20 protein-coding genes are annotated in these 19,672 nt (G+C 74.2%); 11 read left to right on the top strand and 9 right to left on the bottom strand.

Annotation, left to right across the window (positions count from 1 at the left end; genetic code table 11):
* Positions 1-34: 34 nt before the first annotated feature.
* On the top strand, positions 35-2,089 hold the full coding sequence (locus tag ACF1BN_RS26730) for a restriction endonuclease (protein WP_392334135.1): 2,055 nt from the start codon (positions 35-37) through the stop codon (positions 2,087-2,089).
* A gap of 89 nt (positions 2,090-2,178) precedes the next feature.
* Here the strand turns inward: ACF1BN_RS26730 and ACF1BN_RS26735 are convergent, their stop codons facing one another.
* Positions 2,179-3,612, bottom strand: a complete 1,434-nt coding sequence (locus ACF1BN_RS26735; RefSeq protein ID WP_392334136.1) for an NAD(P)/FAD-dependent oxidoreductase — start codon at positions 3,610-3,612, stop codon at positions 2,179-2,181.
* 142 nt (positions 3,613-3,754) lie between these two features.
* Here ACF1BN_RS26735 and ACF1BN_RS26740 point away from each other — a divergent pair, with 142 nt between their 5' ends.
* The 4 genes from ACF1BN_RS26740 to ACF1BN_RS26755 are packed head-to-tail and all read left to right on the top strand — an operon-like array spanning position 3,755 to position 6,265.
* Positions 3,755-4,480, top strand: a complete 726-nt coding sequence (locus ACF1BN_RS26740) for a DsbA family protein (protein WP_392334137.1) — start codon at positions 3,755-3,757, stop codon at positions 4,478-4,480.
* 20 nt (positions 4,481-4,500) lie between these two features.
* A complete protein-coding gene (locus tag ACF1BN_RS26745) occupies positions 4,501-5,406 on the top strand; it encodes an aminoglycoside phosphotransferase family protein (RefSeq protein WP_392334138.1) in 906 nt (301 codons plus the stop codon).
* Positions 5,407-5,410: 4 nt separating this feature from the next.
* Positions 5,411-5,893, top strand: coding sequence for a GNAT family N-acetyltransferase (locus ACF1BN_RS26750; protein ID WP_392334139.1), 483 nt, complete (start codon positions 5,411-5,413; stop codon positions 5,891-5,893).
* A 9-nt stretch (positions 5,894-5,902) separates the two neighbouring features.
* On the top strand, positions 5,903-6,265 hold the full coding sequence (locus ACF1BN_RS26755; protein ID WP_392334140.1) for a hypothetical protein: 363 nt from the start codon (positions 5,903-5,905) through the stop codon (positions 6,263-6,265).
* 10 nt (positions 6,266-6,275) lie between these two features.
* Here the strand turns inward: ACF1BN_RS26755 and ACF1BN_RS26760 are convergent, their stop codons facing one another.
* Positions 6,276-7,274: a zinc-binding dehydrogenase gene (locus ACF1BN_RS26760; protein WP_392334141.1), complete on the bottom strand. Its 999-nt coding sequence runs from the start codon at positions 7,272-7,274 to the stop codon at positions 6,276-6,278.
* A 124-nt stretch (positions 7,275-7,398) separates the two neighbouring features.
* Here ACF1BN_RS26760 and ACF1BN_RS26765 point away from each other — a divergent pair, with 124 nt between their 5' ends.
* Positions 7,399-8,055, top strand: a complete 657-nt coding sequence (locus ACF1BN_RS26765) for a pentapeptide repeat-containing protein (protein ID WP_392334142.1) — start codon at positions 7,399-7,401, stop codon at positions 8,053-8,055.
* A gap of 10 nt (positions 8,056-8,065) precedes the next feature.
* Here the strand turns inward: ACF1BN_RS26765 and ACF1BN_RS26770 are convergent, their stop codons facing one another.
* The 4 genes from ACF1BN_RS26770 to ACF1BN_RS26785 are packed head-to-tail and all read right to left on the bottom strand — an operon-like array spanning position 8,066 to position 11,614.
* Positions 8,066-8,566, bottom strand: coding sequence for a hypothetical protein (locus ACF1BN_RS26770; protein ID WP_376599663.1), 501 nt, complete (start codon positions 8,564-8,566; stop codon positions 8,066-8,068).
* 28 nt (positions 8,567-8,594) lie between these two features.
* Entirely contained in the window at positions 8,595-9,809 is a 1,215-nt protein-coding gene (locus tag ACF1BN_RS26775) for an FAD-dependent monooxygenase (protein WP_392334143.1), read from the bottom strand.
* Positions 9,810-9,866: 57 nt separating this feature from the next.
* Positions 9,867-10,487: a response regulator gene (locus ACF1BN_RS26780; RefSeq protein WP_392334144.1), complete on the bottom strand. Its 621-nt coding sequence runs from the start codon at positions 10,485-10,487 to the stop codon at positions 9,867-9,869.
* Positions 10,484-11,614, bottom strand: coding sequence for a sensor histidine kinase (locus ACF1BN_RS26785; protein ID WP_392334192.1), 1,131 nt, complete (start codon positions 11,612-11,614; stop codon positions 10,484-10,486). The genes ACF1BN_RS26780 and ACF1BN_RS26785 overlap by 4 nt, the downstream gene beginning before the upstream one ends.
* A 463-nt stretch (positions 11,615-12,077) precedes the next feature.
* On the opposite strand from ACF1BN_RS26785, the gene ACF1BN_RS26790 reads away from it, so the two are divergent.
* Together ACF1BN_RS26790 and ACF1BN_RS26795 are read left to right on the top strand one after the other, a co-directional pair.
* Positions 12,078-12,620 carry a heme-binding protein gene (locus ACF1BN_RS26790; protein ID WP_392334145.1) on the top strand — a complete coding sequence of 181 codons (543 nt, stop codon included), beginning with the start codon at positions 12,078-12,080 and terminating at the stop codon, positions 12,618-12,620.
* A 135-nt stretch (positions 12,621-12,755) separates the two neighbouring features.
* Positions 12,756-14,174, top strand: a complete 1,419-nt coding sequence (locus ACF1BN_RS26795) for a M1 family metallopeptidase (protein ID WP_392334193.1) — start codon at positions 12,756-12,758, stop codon at positions 14,172-14,174.
* On the opposite strand, the gene ACF1BN_RS26800 is transcribed toward ACF1BN_RS26795, so the two are convergent.
* Together ACF1BN_RS26800 and ACF1BN_RS26805 are read right to left on the bottom strand one after the other, a co-directional pair.
* Positions 14,171-14,710, bottom strand: a complete 540-nt coding sequence (locus tag ACF1BN_RS26800; RefSeq protein ID WP_392334146.1) for a GNAT family N-acetyltransferase — start codon at positions 14,708-14,710, stop codon at positions 14,171-14,173. The two genes, ACF1BN_RS26795 and ACF1BN_RS26800, sit on opposite strands and share 4 nt — an antisense overlap.
* 65 nt (positions 14,711-14,775) lie before the next feature.
* Positions 14,776-15,351, bottom strand: a complete 576-nt coding sequence (locus ACF1BN_RS26805; protein WP_392334147.1) for a TerD family protein — start codon at positions 15,349-15,351, stop codon at positions 14,776-14,778.
* A 126-nt stretch (positions 15,352-15,477) separates the two neighbouring features.
* Between ACF1BN_RS26805 and arfB the strand changes: the two genes are divergently transcribed.
* On the top strand, positions 15,478-15,906 hold the full coding sequence (gene arfB, locus ACF1BN_RS26810; RefSeq protein ID WP_376603237.1) for an alternative ribosome rescue aminoacyl-tRNA hydrolase ArfB: 429 nt from the start codon (positions 15,478-15,480) through the stop codon (positions 15,904-15,906).
* Positions 15,907-15,989: 83 nt separating this feature from the next.
* Here the strand turns inward: arfB and ACF1BN_RS26815 are convergent, their stop codons facing one another.
* Positions 15,990-16,553: a flavin reductase family protein gene (locus ACF1BN_RS26815; protein ID WP_392334148.1), complete on the bottom strand. Its 564-nt coding sequence runs from the start codon at positions 16,551-16,553 to the stop codon at positions 15,990-15,992.
* 377 nt (positions 16,554-16,930) lie between these two features.
* Between ACF1BN_RS26815 and cdgB the strand changes: the two genes are divergently transcribed.
* Both cdgB and ACF1BN_RS26825 read left to right on the top strand, forming a co-directional pair.
* Positions 16,931-18,613: a diguanylate cyclase CdgB gene (gene cdgB, locus ACF1BN_RS26820; protein WP_392334149.1), complete on the top strand. Its 1,683-nt coding sequence runs from the start codon at positions 16,931-16,933 to the stop codon at positions 18,611-18,613.
* A gap of 84 nt (positions 18,614-18,697) precedes the next feature.
* Entirely contained in the window at positions 18,698-19,663 is a 966-nt protein-coding gene (locus tag ACF1BN_RS26825; protein ID WP_392334150.1) for a CBM35 domain-containing protein, read from the top strand.
* Positions 19,664-19,672: the final 9 nt, after the last annotated feature.

Below are 19,672 nucleotides of genomic sequence, written 5' to 3' on the forward strand. Positions count from 1 at the left end.
GCGGCGTGGGGTTTTCCGGGGAGGGGTGCGGTCGATGGGTCGGCGTTCCGGTGGGCTGATCGGGATCTGGGCCGAGCAGCAGCGGGTGGCGCAGCGGGAGAGGGAGGGGCGGCAGCAGGCGCTGCTGCGACAGCAGCGTGACGCCGAGCGGGCGCAGCGGGCGTACGAGCGGGACGTGTCCCGGATGCGGCGGGAGCAGCGGGCGGAGTACCGGCGGCATCGCGAGGCCGACGCGCTGCGCAGGACGCGGGAGATCGACGAGCGGGTCGCCGTGCTGGAGGGGCTGCTCGCGGCGGGGTGCCGGGCGCCGGCGTTCCGGGTGGACGCGCTGCGGCGGGCGGAGGAGGTCGAGCCGTTCGCGCCCGGGCCTCTGGGGCAGCCCGTGCCGATGCCGGACCAGCGGTCGTACCACGGTCTCGGCGGGGGCGGCCGGGTGCGGTTCGAGCAGGACTGGTACGCGGCGCAGGCGGCCGAGGCGCGTCGCCTGGAGTCGCTGGCGGCGTACCGGAGGGAGTACGACGCCTGGGCGGCCGCCCGGATCTCCGAGATCAGGGAGCACAACCGGGGGGTCGCCGGGACCGGTGACGCGCTGTCGGCGGGGGAGCCGGCGACCGTCGTCGAGTACTTCTCCGCCGTGCTCTTCGCGTCCGGCGCCTGGCCGGAGGGGTTCCCCCGTGAGGTGTCGGCCGCCTACGACCGGGGCGGTCGCGGCTTCGTCCTGGACTGGGACCTGCCGGGGTACGAGGTCGTTCCCGAGGTGAAGGGGATCAAGTACCTGCCGAGCACCGACCAGGAGAAGGAGGTGCCGCGGCCGGTGACGCAGCGGCGGGCGCTGTACCGGAGCGTCCTCGCCCAGAGCGTGCTGCTCGCGGTGCGGGAGCTGTTCGCCGCCGATGGTTTCGGGGCTCTGGAGTCCGTGGCTCTGAACGGGTACGTGAGCGGGGTCGATCCGGCGACCGGGCTCGATGCGCGGGTGTGCGTGGCGTCCGTCGTGGTGGCGCGGCGTGATTTCGACCGGCTCAACCTGGGTCTGGTGGACGGGGTGGAGTGTCTGACGGGGGCGCTCGCGGGGCGGTTGTCCGGGAAGCCGGAGGAGCGGGTCGCCGTGGCGTCGCTGCGGTCTCCCGATCAGGTCGGGACGGAGGTCGTGGTCCAGGGCGACGGGGAGGAGCCGGATCTGCTGTCCATGGATCCGATCGCCTTCGAGGGCCTGGTCGCGGAGCTGTTCCGGGCGCGGGGGCTTCAGGCGGTGACGACGCGCCGGTCGAACGACGGTGGTGTGGACGTCGAGGCGCTGGATCCCGATCCGATCAGCGGCGGGTCGATCGTGGTGCAGGTGAAGCGGTACCGGAACACGGTGCCGCCGAGCGCGGTGCGCGATCTCTTCGGGACGGTGCAGGGGGCGGGGGCCAACAAGGGGGTGCTGGTCACGACGTCGAAGTTCGGGCCTGGTTCGTACGCCTTCGCCGACGGCAAGCCGCTGACGCTGATCCCGGGCACGGAGCTGGTCGACCTGTTGCACCGGCACGGGTTGCGCGGGCGGCTGGGGGCCGGGGGGCCGGTGCCGGAGCCGGCGCGGGTGGAGCCGTCCGTGGAGGCGGACGAGGACTTCAACGTGCTGGGCATGGTGTGGTCGGGGGCGGTCGCGCTGGACGTGTGCGCGCTGGTGTGCGCGGGGAGCCGGGTTCTGGGGGACGAGTGGTTCGTCTTCTACAACAACGGGGCGACGCCGGACGGTTCGGTGGCGATGGTGGCGGCGCCGGCGGGGGACCGGGCGGCGGTGCGGGTGGGGTTCGAGGCGCTGCCCGCGGCGGCCGACCGGCTGGTGCTGGTGGCCGCGATCGATCCCGAGGCGAATCCGGACGCGGACCTGTCGGGGTTCGTGGACGCGGGGATCGTGCTGCGGGACGACGCGGGGGCGGAGCTGGACCGGCTGGTGGTGTCGGACGGGCGTCCGGGGGAGACGGCGCTGGTCCTGGGGTCGTTCCGGCGGAGGGCCGGCGGGGACTGGGACTTCGTGGTGGGCGGCAAGGGGTACGGGGGCGGTCTGGCCGAGCTGGTGGGGGACTTCGGGATCGACGTGGCGTGAGGAGGCGGGGCGTCCGCGTACGACCGGTGACGCGCGGGTGCGCGTGAAGGCCCCGGCCCCGTGAGGGGGCCGGGGCCCTCGTCGTGGGGTCAGCGGCCGGCGATGCGGTCGGCCCAGCGGGCCACGCGGTCGGTGGTGGCGGTGTGGGTGGTGGTCTCGCGGTGGTCGGCGCCGCGGAAGGCGGCGTACATGGCCTGGACGCCGAGCCAGCGGAAGGGTTCGGGCTCCCACTTGCGGACCTTGTGGCCGACCCAGGGGAGGGTGGTGAGGTCGGTGGCGCCGGACTGGCCGGAGTCCTGCCGGATCAGGTCGCGCAGGGTGCGGGCGGCGAGGTTGGTGGTGGCGACGCCCGATCCGACGTAGCCGCCGGCCCAGCCGATGCCGGTGGTGCGGTCGAGGGTGACGGTGGCGCACCAGTCGCGGGGGACGCCGAGGACGCCGGACCAGGCGTGGTCGATGCCGACGCCGGCGAGCTGGGGGAAGAAGCGGACGAGGAGGTCGCGCAGGGCCTGGACGGTCTGCGGCTGGGTGCGCCCGTCGTTGTCGGTCTTCGAGCCGTAGCGGTAGGGGACGCCGCGGCCGCCGAGGGCGATGCGGCCGTCGGCGGTGCGCTGGGCGTACATGTAGGCGTGGGCCATGTCGCCGAGGGTCTCCCGGCCGTTCCAGCCGATGGAGTCCCACTGGGCGTCGGTGAGCGGCTCGGTGGCGATCATGGAGGAGTTCATCGGGAGCCAGGTGCGGCGCTGCCCGGCGAGGGAGGCGGTGAAGCCCTCGGTGCAGCGGAGCACGTAGGGGGCGCGGACGGTGCCGTAGGGGGTGACGGCGTGCTGGGGCCTGATCCCGGTGACCGGGGTCGACTCGTGGATCGTGACGCCGAGGGCCTCGACGGCGGCGCGCAGCCCGTGGAGGAGTTTCACGGGGTGGAGGCGGGCGCCGTGCGGGGTCCAGGAGGAGCCGACGGCGCCGGCGACGCGGACGCGTTCGGCGGTCTCGCGGGCGCCGTAGATCTCGCGGTCGGCTTCGCCGAAGGCGTGTTCGGCGGCGTGGAACTCCTTGAGGCGGGTGAGCTGGGCGGGGGTGAGGGCGACCTCCAGGACGCCGCCGCGGTGCTGGTCGGCGTCGATCTTCTCGGCGTCGAGGACGTCGAGGACCTCGGTGACGGTGGCGTTCATGGCCTGCTGGAGGCGGACGGCGGCCTCGTGGCCGTGCAGCCGGGCGTAGCGGTCGCGGCCGGCGATGCCGTTGTAGAGCCAGCCGCCGTTGCGACCGGAGGCGCCGTAGCCGCAGAAGCGGGCCTCCAGGACGACGATGTCGAGGAAGGGCGCGGCCTTCTTCAGGTAGTAGGCGGTCCACAGACCGGTGTAGCCGCCGCCGACGACGCAGACGTCGGCGGTGCGGTCGCCGGGCAGCGGTTCGCGGGGGTCCGGCAGGCCCTCCTGCGCGAACCAGAACGAGATGCCGCCGTTGACCGTGTCCCGGCCGCCCGTGCCCGTACCGCCCGCGCTGCTCGTGCTGCTGTTCATCCCTGTCCCTCTTCCCGGTGCGTGGGCGGGAGGGTACCGGGGGCGTTGGTCCTGTGGATACGGGTCTTTCGGCGGTCGGCGGCGGTGGGGGCCGCGCCTAGGTTCGGGAGTGCGGATTTCGTCGCTCCGGAAGGATCCCTCCATGGCTGTGCGCAGGACTCGGCGTGCTCTCGCCGCCGCGGTGGCGGCGGGTCTCATCGGCCTTGCGGCCGTGGGGTGTTCGTCGGACGGGGGTGGGTCGGCGGACGCGGCGGAGAAGGTCGCGGCGGCGCCCGCCGGGCACGCGGGGACGCTGAGCGTGCTGCCGTCGCGGGCGGAGAGCACGAAGATCGTCGTCGGTGACGCGCGCGCCCCGCACACGGTGACCGTGTTCGCGGACCCCCGCTGCCCGTACTGCGCGAGGTTCGAGGCGAGCGCCGGCCCGGTGCTCGCGGAGCGGGCCGCCGAGGGCGAGGTGAGGATCGAGTACGTCGTCGCCTCCTTCCTCGACGGGCGGACCGGCGGTTCGGCGTCGGCTCGGGCGGCGAACGCGCTGCGGGCGGCGGCGGACGCGGGCCCGGGGAAGTTCGCCGCGTTCCAGGCGGAGCTGTTCGCGTCGCAGCCGGCGGGCGAGTCGAAGGACGCGTTCACCACCGATCACCTGCTGCGGATCGCGGACGGGGTGGAGGGGCTGCGGAGCGAGTCCTTCGACGCGTCGGTGCGGGGCGGGACCCACCGGGCGTGGGTGGCGGCCGCGGAGCGGGCGTTCCAGGACTCGGGGGTGGGCGGCACGCCGTCGGTGCTGGTGGACGGGAAGGCGCTGGACGGCGGGGCCGGGTTGTACGACGCGGCGGAGTTCGGGCGGATATTGGACGGCGCGCTCGGGTGACGGGGCCGTAGGGTCGGGGTGTGGACCATGGACCCGTCGTCATTCACGTACCCGAGGAACTCGCCGTCTCCCAGGCGAAGTACAACGGCGAGGCGGGGCGGGCGTTCATCGCCTCGCTGCCCGGTCTGGCCCGGGAGCTCCTGGACCGGTGGGAGCTGCGGCTCGCCGGGGCCTCGATGCACGGCTGGGCGTCGCTGGTGCTGCCGGTGGAGCGGGCGGACGGCACGCCGGCGGCGCTGAAGCTCCAGCTCCTGGACGAGGAGAGCGAGGGCGAGCCGGTCGCGCTGCGCGCCTGGGACGGGGACGGGGTGGTCCGGCTGCTCGCACACGATCCGGGGACCGGCGCGATGCTCCTCGAACGGGCCGATCACCTGCGGCACCTGTCGCGGCTCGGGGACGAGCGGGAGGCGGTGCGGATCCTGGCGGGGCTGCTGGCGCGGTTGTCCGCCCGGCCGGCGCCGGCCGGGCTGCGGCGGCTCGGCGACGTCGCGGCGGGGATGCTCGCGGAGGTGCCCGGTGCGCTGGCGCGGCTGGACGGCGGGGACGCGGGGCTGCTCGCGGACTGCGCGGCCGCCGTGCGGGAGGTGATCGGGGAGCCCGGTGACCGGCTGCTGCACTGGGATCTGCACTACGACAACGTGCTGGGCGCGGAGCGGGAGCCGTGGCTGGTGATCGATCCGAAGCCGCTCGCCGGGGATCCGGGCTTCGAGCTGCTGCCGGCGCTGACGGACCTGTGGAATCCGGATCCGGCGGAGATCCGGTGGCGCTTCGACCTGCTGACCGAGCGGCTGGGCCTGGACCGGGAGCGGGCGCTGGCGTGGACGCTGGGGCGGGTGCTGCAGAACGGACTGTGGGACGTGGAGGACGGCGAGCCGGGGCTGGACGAGGACCAGGTGGTCATCGCCCGGGCACTGCTGGCACGCTGACCCCATGATCCGTACCGCCACCCCGGCCGATGTGCCGGTCATCCATGCCCTGGTCCGTGACCTCGCGGAGTACGAGAAGGCGCTCGACGAGGTCCGGGCGACCGAGGAACAGCTCCGCGAGGCGCTGTTCGGCGAGCGGCCCGCGGCCTTCGCGCACCTCGCGGAGGACGCGGACGGCGAGCCGGTCGGCTTCGCGCTGTGGTTCCTCAACTTCTCGACGTGGCGCGGGGTGCACGGCATCTACCTGGAGGACCTGTACGTCCGTCCGGAGGCGCGGGGCGGCGGCCACGGGAAGGCGCTGCTGACCGAGCTGGCGCGGATCTGCGTGGAGCGCGGCTACGAGCGGCTGGAGTGGTCGGTGCTGAACTGGAACAGGCCGTCGATCGACTTCTACGAGTCGCTGGGCGCCCGTCCGCAGGACGAGTGGTCGGTGTACCGGCTGACGGACGGGGCCCTGGCGGCGCTGGGCGCCCCGGCGACGGTGTAGGAAGTCCTCATGTGCAACGACCACAGCGATCACGGTGACGACATGGGCGTCGAGGCCCGCTTCCGGCGGATCACCGATTTCATCGAGGCCCGGCTGACCCCGCTCTTCGACCCCGGGAACGGCAGCGACCACGGTTTCGGGATGGACGACACCTCCCGGGCCCTGCGGGCGCTGCGCTACACGGTGCAGGCCGCTTCGCAGGTCTCCGGCCTGGTGGAGAAGCGGGAGACGGCGCCGGAGCTGCGCCAGGTGGTGGATCAGGCGCTGGAGCACAACTGGGACGCGCTGCGCTCCATCGCCCGGATGTGGGAGGACCACGAGGAGTTCCGCAAGGAGTTCAAGGCGCACTCCTGGGACGTGCTCGGCGTCTGAGCCGCCCTCGCTACGGGATCAGGACCACCTTGCCCATCGTGCCCCGGGTCTCCAGGGCGCGGTGGGCTTTCGCCGCTTCGGCGAGGGGGAAGCGGTGGACGGCGGGGCGGAGGGTGCCGTCGGCGGCGGCGGCGAGGGCGGCGAGTTCGAGGGCGCGGACGTCGCCGCCCGCCTTCTGGATCATGGCGGGGCCGAGGACGGAGCCGGAGGTGATGCCGCGCGCGGTGAGCTCCTCCTCGGTGTAGGTGAGGGGTTCGCCGTCGTGGATTCCGGTGCTGGACCAGCCGAGGACGAGGTGCTGTCCGCCCTTGCCGAGGAGGTCGACGGCGGCGCGTCCGGTGGCGCCGCCGACGGAGTCGAAGACGACGGTGGCGGTGCGGTCGCCGAGGAAGGCGCGGACCTCGGCGGGCCAGTCGGGGCGGGTGTAGTCGACGGCGAGGTCGGCGCCGTTCTCGCGGACGCGGGCGGTCTTGGCGGGGCCGCCGGCGAGGCCGACGACGGTGGCGCCGGCGTTCTTGGCGTACTGGACGAGGAGGGTGCCGATGCCGCCGGCGGCGGCGGGCACGATCGCGACCGACTCCGGGCCGAGCGAGGTGAACTGGAGGACGCCGAGGGTGGTGCGGCCGGTGCCGATCATGGCGACGGCCTCGGCCTCGCCCAGGTGGTCGGGGAGTGCGTGGAGGCGGGCGGCGTCGGTGACGGCGAGCTCGGCGTAGCCGCCGGGGTTCATGCCGAGGTGGGCGACGACGCGCTTGCCGAGCCAGTCGGGGTCGGTGCCCTCGCCGAGGGCGTCGACGGTGCCGGCGACCTCGCGGCCGGGGACGGTGGGGAGTGCGGCGGGGGCGGGGAAGGGGCCGGGCGCGCCCTCGCGGAGGGCGGCGTCGAGGAGGTGGACGCCGGAGGCGGTGACGGCGATCCGGACCTGGCCGGGGCCGGGCACGGGGTCGGGGACCTCCTCGTGGACGAGGTTCTCGGCGGGGCCGAAGGCGTGGAGGCGGATGGCGTGCATGGCGGTTCCCCTGACGTCGTTCGCGGGCTGACGTCACAAGCCTCGTACCTCAAGCTTCCTTGAGGTCAAGGGCGGGTCGCGCGGTGCCGGGCGGATTGTCGGTGGCGTGCGCCACGATGGGCCCATGAAGCGAAAGACCAGGGCGCCCCGCCGGGTGGAGCTGCGGCTGCCGCCCCTGGAGCCGTACGAGGGCGGGCTCGGGCCCGACGGTGACTACGACGGCCTGGAGCTGGCCGGGCTCGATCTGACGGGCGCCTCGGGGGAGGGCGCGCGGTTCCTGGACTGCGCGGTGCGCGAGTGCGTGCTGGACGAGGCGCGGCTGACGGGCGCCAGGTTCCTGGACTCGCGCCTGGAGGCGGTACGGGGCGTGGGGACCGACCTGGCGCAGGCGCAGCTGCGGGACGCGGAGGTGGTGGAGGCGCGGTTCGGGGGGACGCAGCTGCACGGCTCGGCGTGGGAGCGGGTGCTGGTCCGCGGCGGCAAGTGGGACTATCCGAACCTGCGGGCGGCGACCCTGCGGGACGTGGTCTTCGAGGGGTGCGTCCTGGTGGAGCCGGACTTCGGCGGGGCGGTGCTGGAGCGGGTCGCGTTCGTGGACTGCGAGCTGACCGGGGTGGACGTCTCCGGGGCGAAGCTGGTGGACGTGGACCTGCGCGGGGTGCGCAGGCTGGAGATCGCGCGCGGGGTGGAGTCGCTGGCGGGCGCGGTGATCTCCTCGGCGCAGCTGCTGGACCTGGCGCCGGTGTTCGCGGCGCGGCTGGGGGTGCGGGTGGAGGACTGAGGCCGCGGGGCTACCTCAGGCGGGGGAAGCGGGCCTGGAGGTCCCAGACGGCCGGGTTGTCGGCGAGGCCCTCGTGCATGTCGGTGAGGTCGGCGATCAGGTCGTGCAGGAAGTCGCGGGCCTCGCGGCGGAGCGCGGTGTGGGAGAAGGTGAGCGGCGGCTCCTCGCCGGGCATCCAGTCGGCCTCGACGTCGACCCACCCGAAGCGGCGCTCGAAGAGCATCCGGTCCGAGGACTCGGTGAAGTCGAGCTCGGCGTACTGGGGGCGGGAGGCGCGGCTGCCCCGCGGGTCGCGGTCGAGCTGTTCGACGATGTCGCAGAGCGCCCACGCGAAGTCGAGGACGGGCACCCATCCCCAGGCTGTGGACACCTCCCGGTCCTCCTTGGTGTCCGCGAGGTAGACGTCCCCGCAGAAGAGGTCGTGCCGCAGCGCGTGCACGTCCGCCCGCCGGTAGTCGGTCTGCGGGGGGTCGGGGAAGCGCCGGGAGAGGGAGTAGCCGATGTCGAGCACGCCCCGATGGTGTCACGGCCCCGGCGCGTCAGGCGCGGTGGACCGCTCGGGCGACCCTCGGGCCCAGCCAGCGCTTCAGGCGGCGCAGGGCCTCCAGGCGGCCGGCGGCACGGTCGATCCGGTAGTAGAGCTGCGGCGGGACGTACGGAAGCAGCGGGGAGTGGCGCTGGCCGAGGAGGGCGAACATCCGGTCCGGCTCCAGGTCCATGTAGCGGGGCAGGTTCTCGTACCACCGGGCGCTGAGGCGGGCGGCGCTCTGGGCGGGGACGAGCGCGGTGCGGCGCCGCCTGCCGTAGGCGGTGAGGGCGGCGTCGAGCGCGGCCGGGTCGGCGGGGGCGGGGCGGAGCGCGTCGGCGAGGGCGAGGGCGTCCTCCAGGGCGAGGGTGGTGCCGGCGCCGATCGAGTAGTGGGTGGTGTGGGCGGCGTCGCCGAGGAGGACGGTCCGGCCCCGGTGCCACGTGCTGGTGGTGAGGGTGCGGAAGCGGAGCCACCGGGCGGGTTCGGCACCCCGGTCGCGGCCGATCAGCTCGTGGCCGTCGAGCAGGTCGTGGAAGAGCTTCTCCAGGAGCGCCAGGCAGTCGCCCTCGCCCATGGTGTCCAGGCCCAGACCGGTCCAGGTGTCGGGGGCGCACTCGACCACGCAGGTGGAGCGCTCGCCGCTGAAGCCGTAGGCGTAGCACCAGATCCAGCCGTGGTCGGTCTCCTTGAACGCGAAGCTGAAGGAGTCGAAGACCTTGCTGGTGCCGAGCCAGATGTAGGGGTTGCGGCCGGTGGTGAAGGCGGTGCCGTGGTGCTCGGGGTGGGCCTCGCGCAGGACGCTGTGGACGCCGTCGGCGGCGACGACCAGATCGGCGCCGGCCAGCTCGGGCGCGTCCGGGCCGGCGATCGGGTGCTCGTAAGCGATCTCGACGCCGAGTTCGGCGGCCCGGTCGGCGAGCAGGCCCAGCATGCGGCGCCGGCCGATGCCGAAGCCGGCGTCGCCGCGGTGCACGGTCCGCTCGTCGCGGACGATCGCGAGCCCGTCGGTCCAGGTGACCGAGGCGTCGGCGACGGCGGCGGCGGACTCCGGGTCGCCGGCCCGCAGCTTGTCGAGGAGCCCGGCCCAGTAGGTGACGCCCCAGCCGTAGGTGGAGCCGGCCGCGTTCCGCTCGTACACGGCGATCTCGTGCGACGGGTCCTGGCGCTTGAGCAGGATCGAGAGGTAGAGGCCGGCGGGCCCGCCACCGACGACGGCGATCTTCACACGTGCTCCCCGAAGGCGTGACGCTGTGCACTGGGACGACAGCGCACGGTAGCAGCCTCAGGGGAGCAGGCGCTGTTCCTTCGCGACCGCCACGGCACCGGCCCGCGTGTCGACGCCGAGCTTGGCGTAGATGCGGCCCAGGTGGGTCTTGACGGTGGCCTCGCTGATGAAGAGGGCGCGGGCGATCTCCTTGTTGCCGAGGCCGTGCGCCAGCTGCCCGAGGATGTCCCGCTCCCGGTCGGTGAGGGTCGGGCCCGCCGCGCCCCGCATCCGGTCCATGACCCGGCTCGCGACCGGCGGGGAGAGGGCCGTGCGGCCCTGGGCGGCGGAGTGGATCGCGGCGAACAGCTCCTCCGGCCGCTCCGCCTTCAGGAGGTAGCCGGTGGCGCCCGCCTCGATGGCGCGGGTGATGTCGGCGTCGGTGTCGTAGGTGGTGAGGACGAGGACGTGGACGCCGGTCGGCGCGATCCTGCGGGTCGCCTCGACCCCGTCGATGCCGGGGCCCAGCTGGAGGTCCATCAGGACCACGTCCGGCTTCAGCTTCGCGGCCATCGCGACGGCCTCCTCGCCGCTGCCGGCCTCCCCGACGACCTCGATGTCGGGCGTGGAGCCGAGGAGGGCGAGCAGCCCCGCGCGGACGACGACGTGGTCGTCGCAGAGGAGGATGCGTACGGTCACGGGCGGGCCTCCGCGGGGGGTGCGAGGGGGATGGCGGCGGAGAGCACCGTGCCCTCGCCGGGGGTCGACTCCACCGTAAGGGTGCCGCCCAGCTGCCGGGCGCGCACGCGCATCGCGGGCAGACCGTGGCCGCGCACGCCCTCGTCGGCGCGGGGCGCGGCCGGGTCGAAGCCGCTGCCGTCGTCGGCGACGTCCAGGACCACCTGGTCGTCGAGGTAGGTGAGGGTGAGCGCGGCGGAGGTGGCGGCGGCGTGCTCGCGGATGTTGGCGAGCGCGCCCTGCGCGATCCGCAGCAGCGCCGACTGGGCGCGGTCCGGCAGCGGCACGGGTGTGCCGTCGACCCGGAAGGCGGCCGACTCGCGCGAGGCGAGCCCGCGCAGCGCCTGCTCCAGGCCGCCGCCCTCGGCGAGGTCGGCGGGGGCCAGGTCGTGGACGAAGCGGCGGGCCTCGGCGAGGTTCCGTTCGGCGATCGACTCGGCGGTCCGCACGTGCCGGCGGGCGGTGCCCGGGTCGGTGTCCCAGGTGCGGTCGGCGGCCTGGAGCAGCATCTGCTGGCTCGACAGGCCCTGGGCGAGGGTGTCGTGGATCTCCATGGAGAGCCGCTGCCGCTCGGCGAGGGTGCCCTCGCGCCGCTCGATCGCGGCGAGTTCGCGCCGGGTGCGGATCAGGTCGTCGATGAGGGCCCGCTGCCGGGCAGCCTGCCGGTCGGCGTGGACGAAGACGCCGGTGGCGATCGCGGCGACGGCCGGCGGGGCGACGATCAGGTTGGGGTCCCAGCCGCCGTGCGAGAGCTGCACCTGGGCGAAGACGACGAAGGCGGTGAGGAGGGCGACGAGGACGATCGCGGCCTTCGCCGGCAGGGTCCGCAGGCCGGTGTAGAAGAGCGGGACCGCGCACCAGGCGAAGCTGGGCGCGAGGACGACGAGCAGCACCCACACGGCGACGACCGTGCACAGCCAGGCGGTCCGGCGCGGGGTGGCACGGGTGCCGAGGACCGGCCCGAGCAGGTAGAGGGCGGCGAGCGCGCCGCTGAGGGCGATGATCCAGGGGCTGCGGTCCTCCCACTCGTGGCGCAGCAGGAAGCGCGCGAGGGAGGCGCCGAGCAGCAGGAAGAACGCCACGTGCATGACGCGCGCGAGCCAGCCGGCGTCCGGGTCGTGGGCCCGGCCGCGCGGGTCGGGGCCGTGCCCGGCGTCCACGGGCCGCGCGGTGCGCCGCCCGGGCCGGTCCGGGGTGTGCCGCGCGTTCGGGTCGGTCCGGTCCACCGTCTCGCCTCCTTCGCGGGCTCCCGCCCGGTCGCCGGTCCGGTGCGACCGTGCCGGCCCGGGTCCCCGTATCCATGCTGACCCGCGGGGACCACACCGGCATCAGCCGATCGGCTGACCCGGGCATCGTCCGGTGCGCGCCGGGAGGGCAGCCGGACCGTCGACCGTGCGGGCCCGGGAGCGGACCCAGGATGGAGGCAGAGCGAAGGAGACGCCCTCCTCGGAGGCCGCCCGACCGGCCCCGTCGCGGACCTCCTCACCGACTCGTCGACGCCCTCATCCACCGGACCGGTCAGGTCCGCCACGACCTCCTCGGGAGCCCCTCATGAAGAAGAAGCTCGTTCTCGGTGCCACCGCCGCCGCCGTCCTGACCGCCGGCACCTTCGGCGCCGTCTCGGCGAACGCGACCGCCCCGGCCGCCGCCCCCGCCGCCGTCGCCAAGGCCGACGCGGACCGCGGCAACCTGCGCCAGACCACCCACCTCACCATCGACGCCGCCACCGACGCCGCCGAGGCCGTCCTGGAGGCCGCCGAGAAGGAGAACCAGCGCGTCTCCGTGGCCGTGGTCGACCGCAACGGCAACACCGTCGTCACCCTGCGCGGTGACGGCGCCGGCCCGCAGTCCTACGAGTCGGCGGTCCGCAAGGCGTTCACGGCCGTCTCCTGGAACGCCCCGACCTCCGAGCTCGCCAAGCGCCTGGAGCAGGCCCCGAACCTGAAGGACATCCCGGGCACCCTCTTCCTCGGCGGCGGCGCCCCCGTCACCGCCAACGGCGGCCCGATCGCCGGCATCGGCGTGGCCGGCGCCCCCTCCGGCGACCTGGACGAGAAGTTCGCCCGCGCCGGTGTCGCCGAGCTGGCGAAGTAACACCCCGCGGGGGTGTTCCACCGACCGGTGAAGGCGCCCGGCTCCCCCCGGCGGGCGCCTTCACCGTCACCTTCTGTCCGGCTTGTCTAGGATCCGTATGTGAAGTGCGTGAAGCGCGTGACGTACGTGACCGAGGTGATCGAGGCCGGCCGGACCGGACGGTTCCCCGGGGCCGCCGCCGTCACGGTGGCGGCCCTCGCCGCGCTCGCCCTCCTCGCCGGCGGCTGCACCCCGGCGGCCGGCGGGGTGCGGGGCACGCCCGGCGCGTCCGGGGTGCGGGACCCGTACTTCCCCCGGCTCGGCAACGGCGGCTACGACGTCAGCCACTACGCCCTCGACCTCGCCTTCGACCCGGCCGCCGGCCGCCTCGACGGCACCGCGCGGATCACCGCCCGCGCCACCCAGGACCTCTCCGCCTTCAACCTCGACCTCGCCGGCCTCACCGTGGCGGAGGCGACCGTCGACGGCGTGCCCGCCTCCGTCAACAGGGCCGGCGACGAGCTGACCCTCCGCCCCCGCGACGAACTGCGCCGGGGCGACGAGTTCACCGTCACCGTCGGCTACTCCGGCGTGCCCGAGCCGCTCACCGACCCCGACGGCTCGACCGAGGGCTGGATGAACACCACCGACGGAGCCGTCGCGGTCGGCGAACCGGCCGGCTCCATGACGTGGTTCCCCGGCAACCACCACCCCTCCGACAAGGCGTCCTACGAGATCGCGCTGACCGCCCCCACCCGCCTGGCCGCGCTCTCCAACGGCGTCAAGGTCTCCGCCGCCCCCGTCTCCGGCGACCGCACCCGCACGGTCTGGCGCCAGACCGAGCCGATGGCGAGCTACCTGGCCACCGCGATGATCGGCCGGTACGAGACCACCACCGGCACCGCGCTCGGCGACGTCCCCGTCGTCACCGCCGTCGACCCCTCGCTCGCCGCCGACACCGCCGCGCTCCGCGCCGAACTGCCCGCGCTCCTCGCCGACCAGCGGGAACGCTTCGGCCCCTACCCCTTCGGCGCGGCCGGTGCCGTCGTCACCACCGACGGGCTCCTCGGCTACGCCCTGGAGACCCAGACCCGGCCCGTCTTCCCGGCCTCCTCCTTCGACCGCCCGACCCTCGTCCACGAACTGGCCCACCAGTGGTTCGGGAACTCCGTCACCCCCGAGAGCTGGCAGGACATCTGGCTCAACGAGGGCTTCGCCACCTACGCCGAGTGGCTGTACGCGGAGGACCACGAGGACGTCCCGGCCCGGAGCAGCTTCGAGGACGCCTTCGCCGAGGAGGCCAACTGGGCCTTCCCGCCCGCCGATCCGCCCGCCGCCGAGAACCTCTTCAGCGCGCCCGTCTATCAGCGCGGCGCGATGGTCCTGCACAAGGTGCGGGAGGCGGTCGGCGACGAGGTCTTCGACGAGCTGCTGCGCGGCTGGGCCGCGAAGTACCGGCACGCCAACGCCTCCACGGAGGACTTCACGTCCTACGCCGAGACGGTGGCGGGACGTGACCTGGACGCGGTGTGGGACGTCTGGCTGTACGGCGAGGACCGGCCCGCGAATCCCTAAGGAGTGTCCCGGGGGGTCAGGGCCTTGCGCAGGACCAGGCAGGGACGGCCGTGGGCCAGGTCGGGGCGGCGGGCGGTCTCCTCGTACCCGAGGGAGGTCCAGAAGGCGAGGGCGCCGGGGTTGTTCTCCAGGACCGCGAGCTTGAGGCCGGTACGGCCCCGGGCGCGGAAGCCGTCCTCGACGCGGCCGGCGAGGCGGCGGCCGAAACCGGAGCGGTGCGCGCCGCCGTGGACCATCAGCAGGCCGAGCCACGGGTCGGGGTCGGCCGGGTCGGGGTGGCGGGCGAGCGTCACGGCGACGGCGACGAGCCGCCCCTCGGAGCGGGCGAGCAGCACCTCGGCGCCCGGCTGGGCCAGTTCGTCGGCGAGGGCGGCGGCGACCTGCTCGGGCCGGATGTCGTCCGGGTCCGGGAAGTCGCCGCTGAGCTGCTGGAACTCCCGGTTCGACGCGTACAGCGCGGTGAGTTCGGTGAGCAGCGGCCCGGGCAGCGCGGCGCCGTCCTCCAGGGCCCTGGGCGCGAGGGTCTCGACGATCACGCGGCAAGGGTAGAGCCCCGGCGGTCGGGAGACCGGCCGGGGCTCGGGGGATCACCCGGTGGGTGTCAGAGGTTCACGCCGAAGTCGCGGGCGATGCCCTCGAGGCCGGAGGCGTAGCCCTGGCCGACCGCGCGGAACTTCCACTCGGCGCCGTTGCGGTACAGCTCACCGAAGACCATGGCGGTCTCGACGGCCGCGTCCTCGGAGAGGTCGTAGCGGGCGATCTCGGCGCCGCCGGCCTGGTTCACGATGCGGATGTACGCGTTGCGGACCTGGCCGAAGTTCTGCGAGCGGGCGACCGCGTCGTAGATGGAGACCGGGAAGACGATCTTGTCGACGGTGGCCGGGAGGCCCGCGAGGTTGACGTTGATCTGCTCGTCGTCGCCGCCGCCCTCGCCGGTGCGGTTGTCACCCGTGTGGACGATGGTCTGGTCCGGGGTCGCCTTGTTGTTGAAGAAGACGAAGTGGGCGTCCGAGGCGACCTTGCCGGCGGCGTCCACGCCGATCGCGGAGGCGTCCAGGTCGAAGTCGGTGCCGGTCGTCGTGCGGACGTCCCAGCCGAGGCCCACGGTGACGGCCGTCAGACCCGGCGCCTCCTTGGTGAGGGAGACGTTGCCGCCCTTGGAGAGGCTCACTGCCATGGGAAGTCCCTTTCATCGTGGTTCACACGCTGTCTTCGCCCGGAGAAACGCCGCAGACCGCCCGACGGTTCCCGGAGGCGTGAAAACAGGATGACGGTCCGGGCCCGTCGCGGCGAACATGGACACATGTCAGGTCCGTATCAGATCCGCGGCTCCGTCTCGCTGCCCGAGGCCGAGCTCCAGTGGCGTTTCTCGCGCTCCTCGGGTCCCGGCGGCCAGCACGTCAACACCTCCGACTCGCGCGTCGAGCTGCTCTTCGACCTCGCCGCGACCGAGGCGCTGCCCGAGGTGTGGAAGTCCCGCGCCCTGGAACGCCTCGCCTCCCGGCTGGTGGACGGCGTGCTGACCGTACGGGCCTCGGAGCACCGCTCCCAGTGGCGCAACCGCGAGACGGCCGCCGTCCGCCTCGCCGCGCTGCTCGCCGAGGCGACGGCCCCGCCGCCCAAGCCCCGCAGGGCCACCCGCATCCCGCGCGGCATCAACGAGCGCCGGCTGCGGGAGAAGAAGCAGCGCGCCGAGACCAAGCGCGGCCGGCAGGGCCGCGACTGGGGCTGAGGCCCGGGGCCGGTGAAAGCCGGGCGCGCCGGGGTCGGGGCCGGTCCGCGGCCGGGACCCGAGAGCGCCCCGTGCCGGGGCGGTCAGCCCAGGCGGCGGTAGCGGCCGCGGAAGTACGTGAGCGGCTCCCCGTCCTGCGAGGGCGGGCCGACCGACAGGACGCGGCCGATCACCAGGGTGTGGTCGCCCGCGACCACCCGGCTCTCCGTGCGGCACTCCAGGGTCGTGAGCGCCCCGCCGAGCAGCGGTGCCCCGCTCACCTCGCCCCGTGTGTACGGCAGGTCGGCGAAGAGGAGGCGGTCCGAGACGCGCCCCTTCATCGCGAAGCGGCCGGCGACCTGCCGCTGGCTCTCGGCGAGGACGGACACCGCCCAGACCGGCACCTCGTCCAGCAGGTCGTCCATCCGGGAGCCGTTGCGCAGGCTGACGAGGACCAGCGGCGGGTCCAGCGAGACGGAGAGGAAGGCGGTGGCCGTCATGCCGACGTCCTCGCCGCGCGGGCCGTCGTCGGGGTCGTGCGCGGTCACCAGGACCACACCGGCCGCGAGGCGGGACATGGCCGCCCGGAACTCGTCGTCGCTCACCCCCTCAGCATGAGGGATGGCGAGATCGGTGACGGGCGGCGAGGGCGGGGTCTTCTGCAGCACACCGGCACGCTAGCCCCGGCTCCGAGGGGGCCGCATCGGGCCGGGGGACCAGGCCGGTGCCGGGCGCGGGTCCTAGGACCCGCCCCCGTACCCCGGGCCGTTCCCCGGGCCGCGCACCGGTCGCGGCCCGGGCCGCGAGCCCCCGGACCCGGCCCCGGTCCCTACCCCTGCCGGGTACCGAGGGCGCGGGTCGCGCGCCGGTCATCCTCGACCCGCCGGATCTCGCCATGAAATGCTGTGACTTGAGTCACACAGGGCACTATTTGCTGACCCTGTGTACCGGCTGCGCAGCTCGCTGTGATTCAGTGGCGGAGACAGTACGCACGAAGCCGATCAGAACCCTGGAGTTGCTGTCGAGGTCTCGGGGAGAGCGAGCGATGGAGACCGAGTCGGAGCCTTACGTCCGTCTCTCGACCCTGCGGCAGCTGCACCAGGTCGTGGCGGACCTCAACACCGCCCGCAGCCTCGCGGACACCCTGCAGACCGTCGCCGACGGTGTCGTGGCCGGCCTCAACTACCAGCTGGCCTGCGTGAACCTCGTCCGCCCCGACGGTGATCTGGTCGTCGCCGCCTTCGCCGGGGACCCCGCCGCCGAAGCCCTCATCACCGGCCGTGTCGGCTCCCGCGACGCCTGGGAGCGCCGGCTCACCATGGGCGTCCCCTGGGGCGACCTGCGCTTCATACCGCACACCGAGGGCTGGGTCCTGATGGACGACGACGTGCCCCAGTGGCACACCGACGGCCCCGCACCCCGCTTCGAGGACGAGTGGCACCCCCACGACCGCCTCTACGCCCCGATGTACGCCTCCGGCACCGGCCGTGAACTCCTCGGCGTCATATCCGTCGACCGCCCGCGCAACGGCCGGCACCCGGGACCCTGGGGGCAGGAAGCCCTCCAGATGTACGCCTCCCAGTCCGCCATCGCGATCAGCAACGCCCGGCTCCGCTCCAACATGCAGCGCGCCCTGGTCCGCCTGGAGCGCGAGCAGCAGGCCCTCCGCGCCAGCGAGGAATCCTTCCGGCAGGCCTTCGAGTACGCCCCCTCCGGCATGGCCATCGCCGAACTCGGCGGCGACCAGCACGGCCGGCTGCTCCGGACCAACGACGCCCTCTGCAGGCTCCTCGGCCGCCCCGCCTCCGCGATGCGCCGCTACTCCTTCGCCGACCTCGTCCACCCCGAGGACATCGGCACCCTGCTCCGCACCTCCGCCGAGGGAGGCCGCGCCGAGCTGCGGCTCGGCCGGCGCGACGGCACCTACGTCTGGGTGTCGCTGCGGAACTCGGTGGTCGCCGACACCGCCGACGGACCCCGCTTTCTCCTCACCCACGTCGAGGACATCGAGGAGCGCAAGCGGCACGAGCTCCAGCTCGCCCACCGCGCCTCCCACGACGCCCTCACCGGGCTGCCCAACAGCGCCGAGCTGCGCTCCCGGCTCTCCGCCCGGCTCTGCGAGCGCCCCGCGCACACCGGCGCCTACCAGGGGCCCGGTCCCGACGCGGGCTACGGCCCCGGCCCGGACCCGCTGCCCGTCGCGTACGAGGGCGGCTACGGATACGACCACGAGCACGAGCACGGCTTCGGTTTCGAGCAGGCCGGCGGCGGGGCGTACGACCACCACGTGCACATGGTCGCGCCGACCGGCGGCGACATCGACGACGGCACCAAGGGGCTCGCCGTCCTCTTCTGCGACCTCGACGGCTTCAAGTCGATCAACGACCGCTTCGGGCACCACACCGGCGACGCCGTCCTCATCGAGGTGGCCCGGCGGCTCACGACGGGCGTCAGGGACGGTGACACCGTCGCCCGTCTGGGCGGTGACGAGTTCGTCGTCCTCGCCGACGGCCTCGGCGCCGCCGACGCCGCCGACCTCGCCGTCCGGCTGCGGAACGCGATCATCCCGCCCATCCGGGTGGACGGCCGCGCGGTCCGTGTCGGGGCCAGTTTCGGCATCGGCTGGGCCGAATGCGGGATGACCGTCGAAGAGGTCCTCAACTCCGCCGACCAGCGGATGTACGTGGAGAAGCGGTCCCGCGCCAAGGTGCACCGCCGGGCGGGTTGATCGTTCCCGGCACGGCGGGTTCATTCGTTCGGGGTAGGCTCGCCGGGTCGGCGACGGCTGGCGAGCATGGAGAGGATGACCCGGATGGCTGCCGGTAACGACGGCGCGAACAAGCCCGAGGACGACGATCCGTTCGGCTACCTGTACGCAGACGGACAGGCGGCGGCCGGCCGCGCCCAGCAGGGCGGAGGCTACGGCTACCCAGGTCCGGCCCCCGCGCAGCCTGGCGTGCCCCGCACCTCGTACAACCAGGTCAGGACGGTCGGCGAGCGCCAGTACGGGCAGCAGCCCGCGCAGCCGTACGTCCCGCCGCAGCAGCAGCAGGCGCCGTACGGGCAGCCGCATCCGCAGTACGCGGCGCCGGAGACGTACCCCGGGAACGAGCGGACCCGCCAGGCCCCCCTGCCGCCCCAGCGCGGTCGCGGCCCGAACACCAAGGGCCTGCTGATCGGCGCGGTCGCGGTGGTCGCGGTCGTCGTCGCCGGCATCACGGCGGCGATCATCGGCAACCAGGGCGAGAAGAAGGGGACCGACGCCGGCGGCACCACGGCCCCCACGGCCCCGGCCACCCCCAGCGAGGACCCCTCCGGCTCCGCCGACCCCACCGACGAGCCGACCAAGGCCCCCCTCCCCAAGCAGGACGCGGCCACCCTGACGCTGGGCGGCAGCGCCACCCTCGGCAAGGACGTCAAGGGCGCCGAGGGCGCCGACGGCGCCTACGTGGCGGGCTTCAACGCCCAGGGTTCGTCGGTCACCTGGAAGGCGAACATGCCCGAGGGCGGCAACTACTCGCTCACGGTCCGGTACGCGATCCCCGCGGTCGACGCCAACGCCACGCTGACGATCAACGGCAAGGCGAACTCGTCGCCGATCGGCCTGAAGAACTTCATCCACTCCACGGACACCAACCTGGAGAAGAACTGGCAGACGACCTGGGCGCCGGTCGAGCTCCAGAAGGGCGACAACGAGATCAAGATCTCGTGCGAGGCCGGCAACCAGTGCGACGCGCTCCTCGACTGGGTCGAGGTCACCCCGCCGAAGAAGGGCTGACCGGCCCCG

The sequence above is a fragment of the Streptomyces sp. NPDC014861 genome, from assembly GCF_043081625.1.
GTDB lineage: Bacteria > Actinomycetota > Actinomycetes > Streptomycetales > Streptomycetaceae > Streptomyces.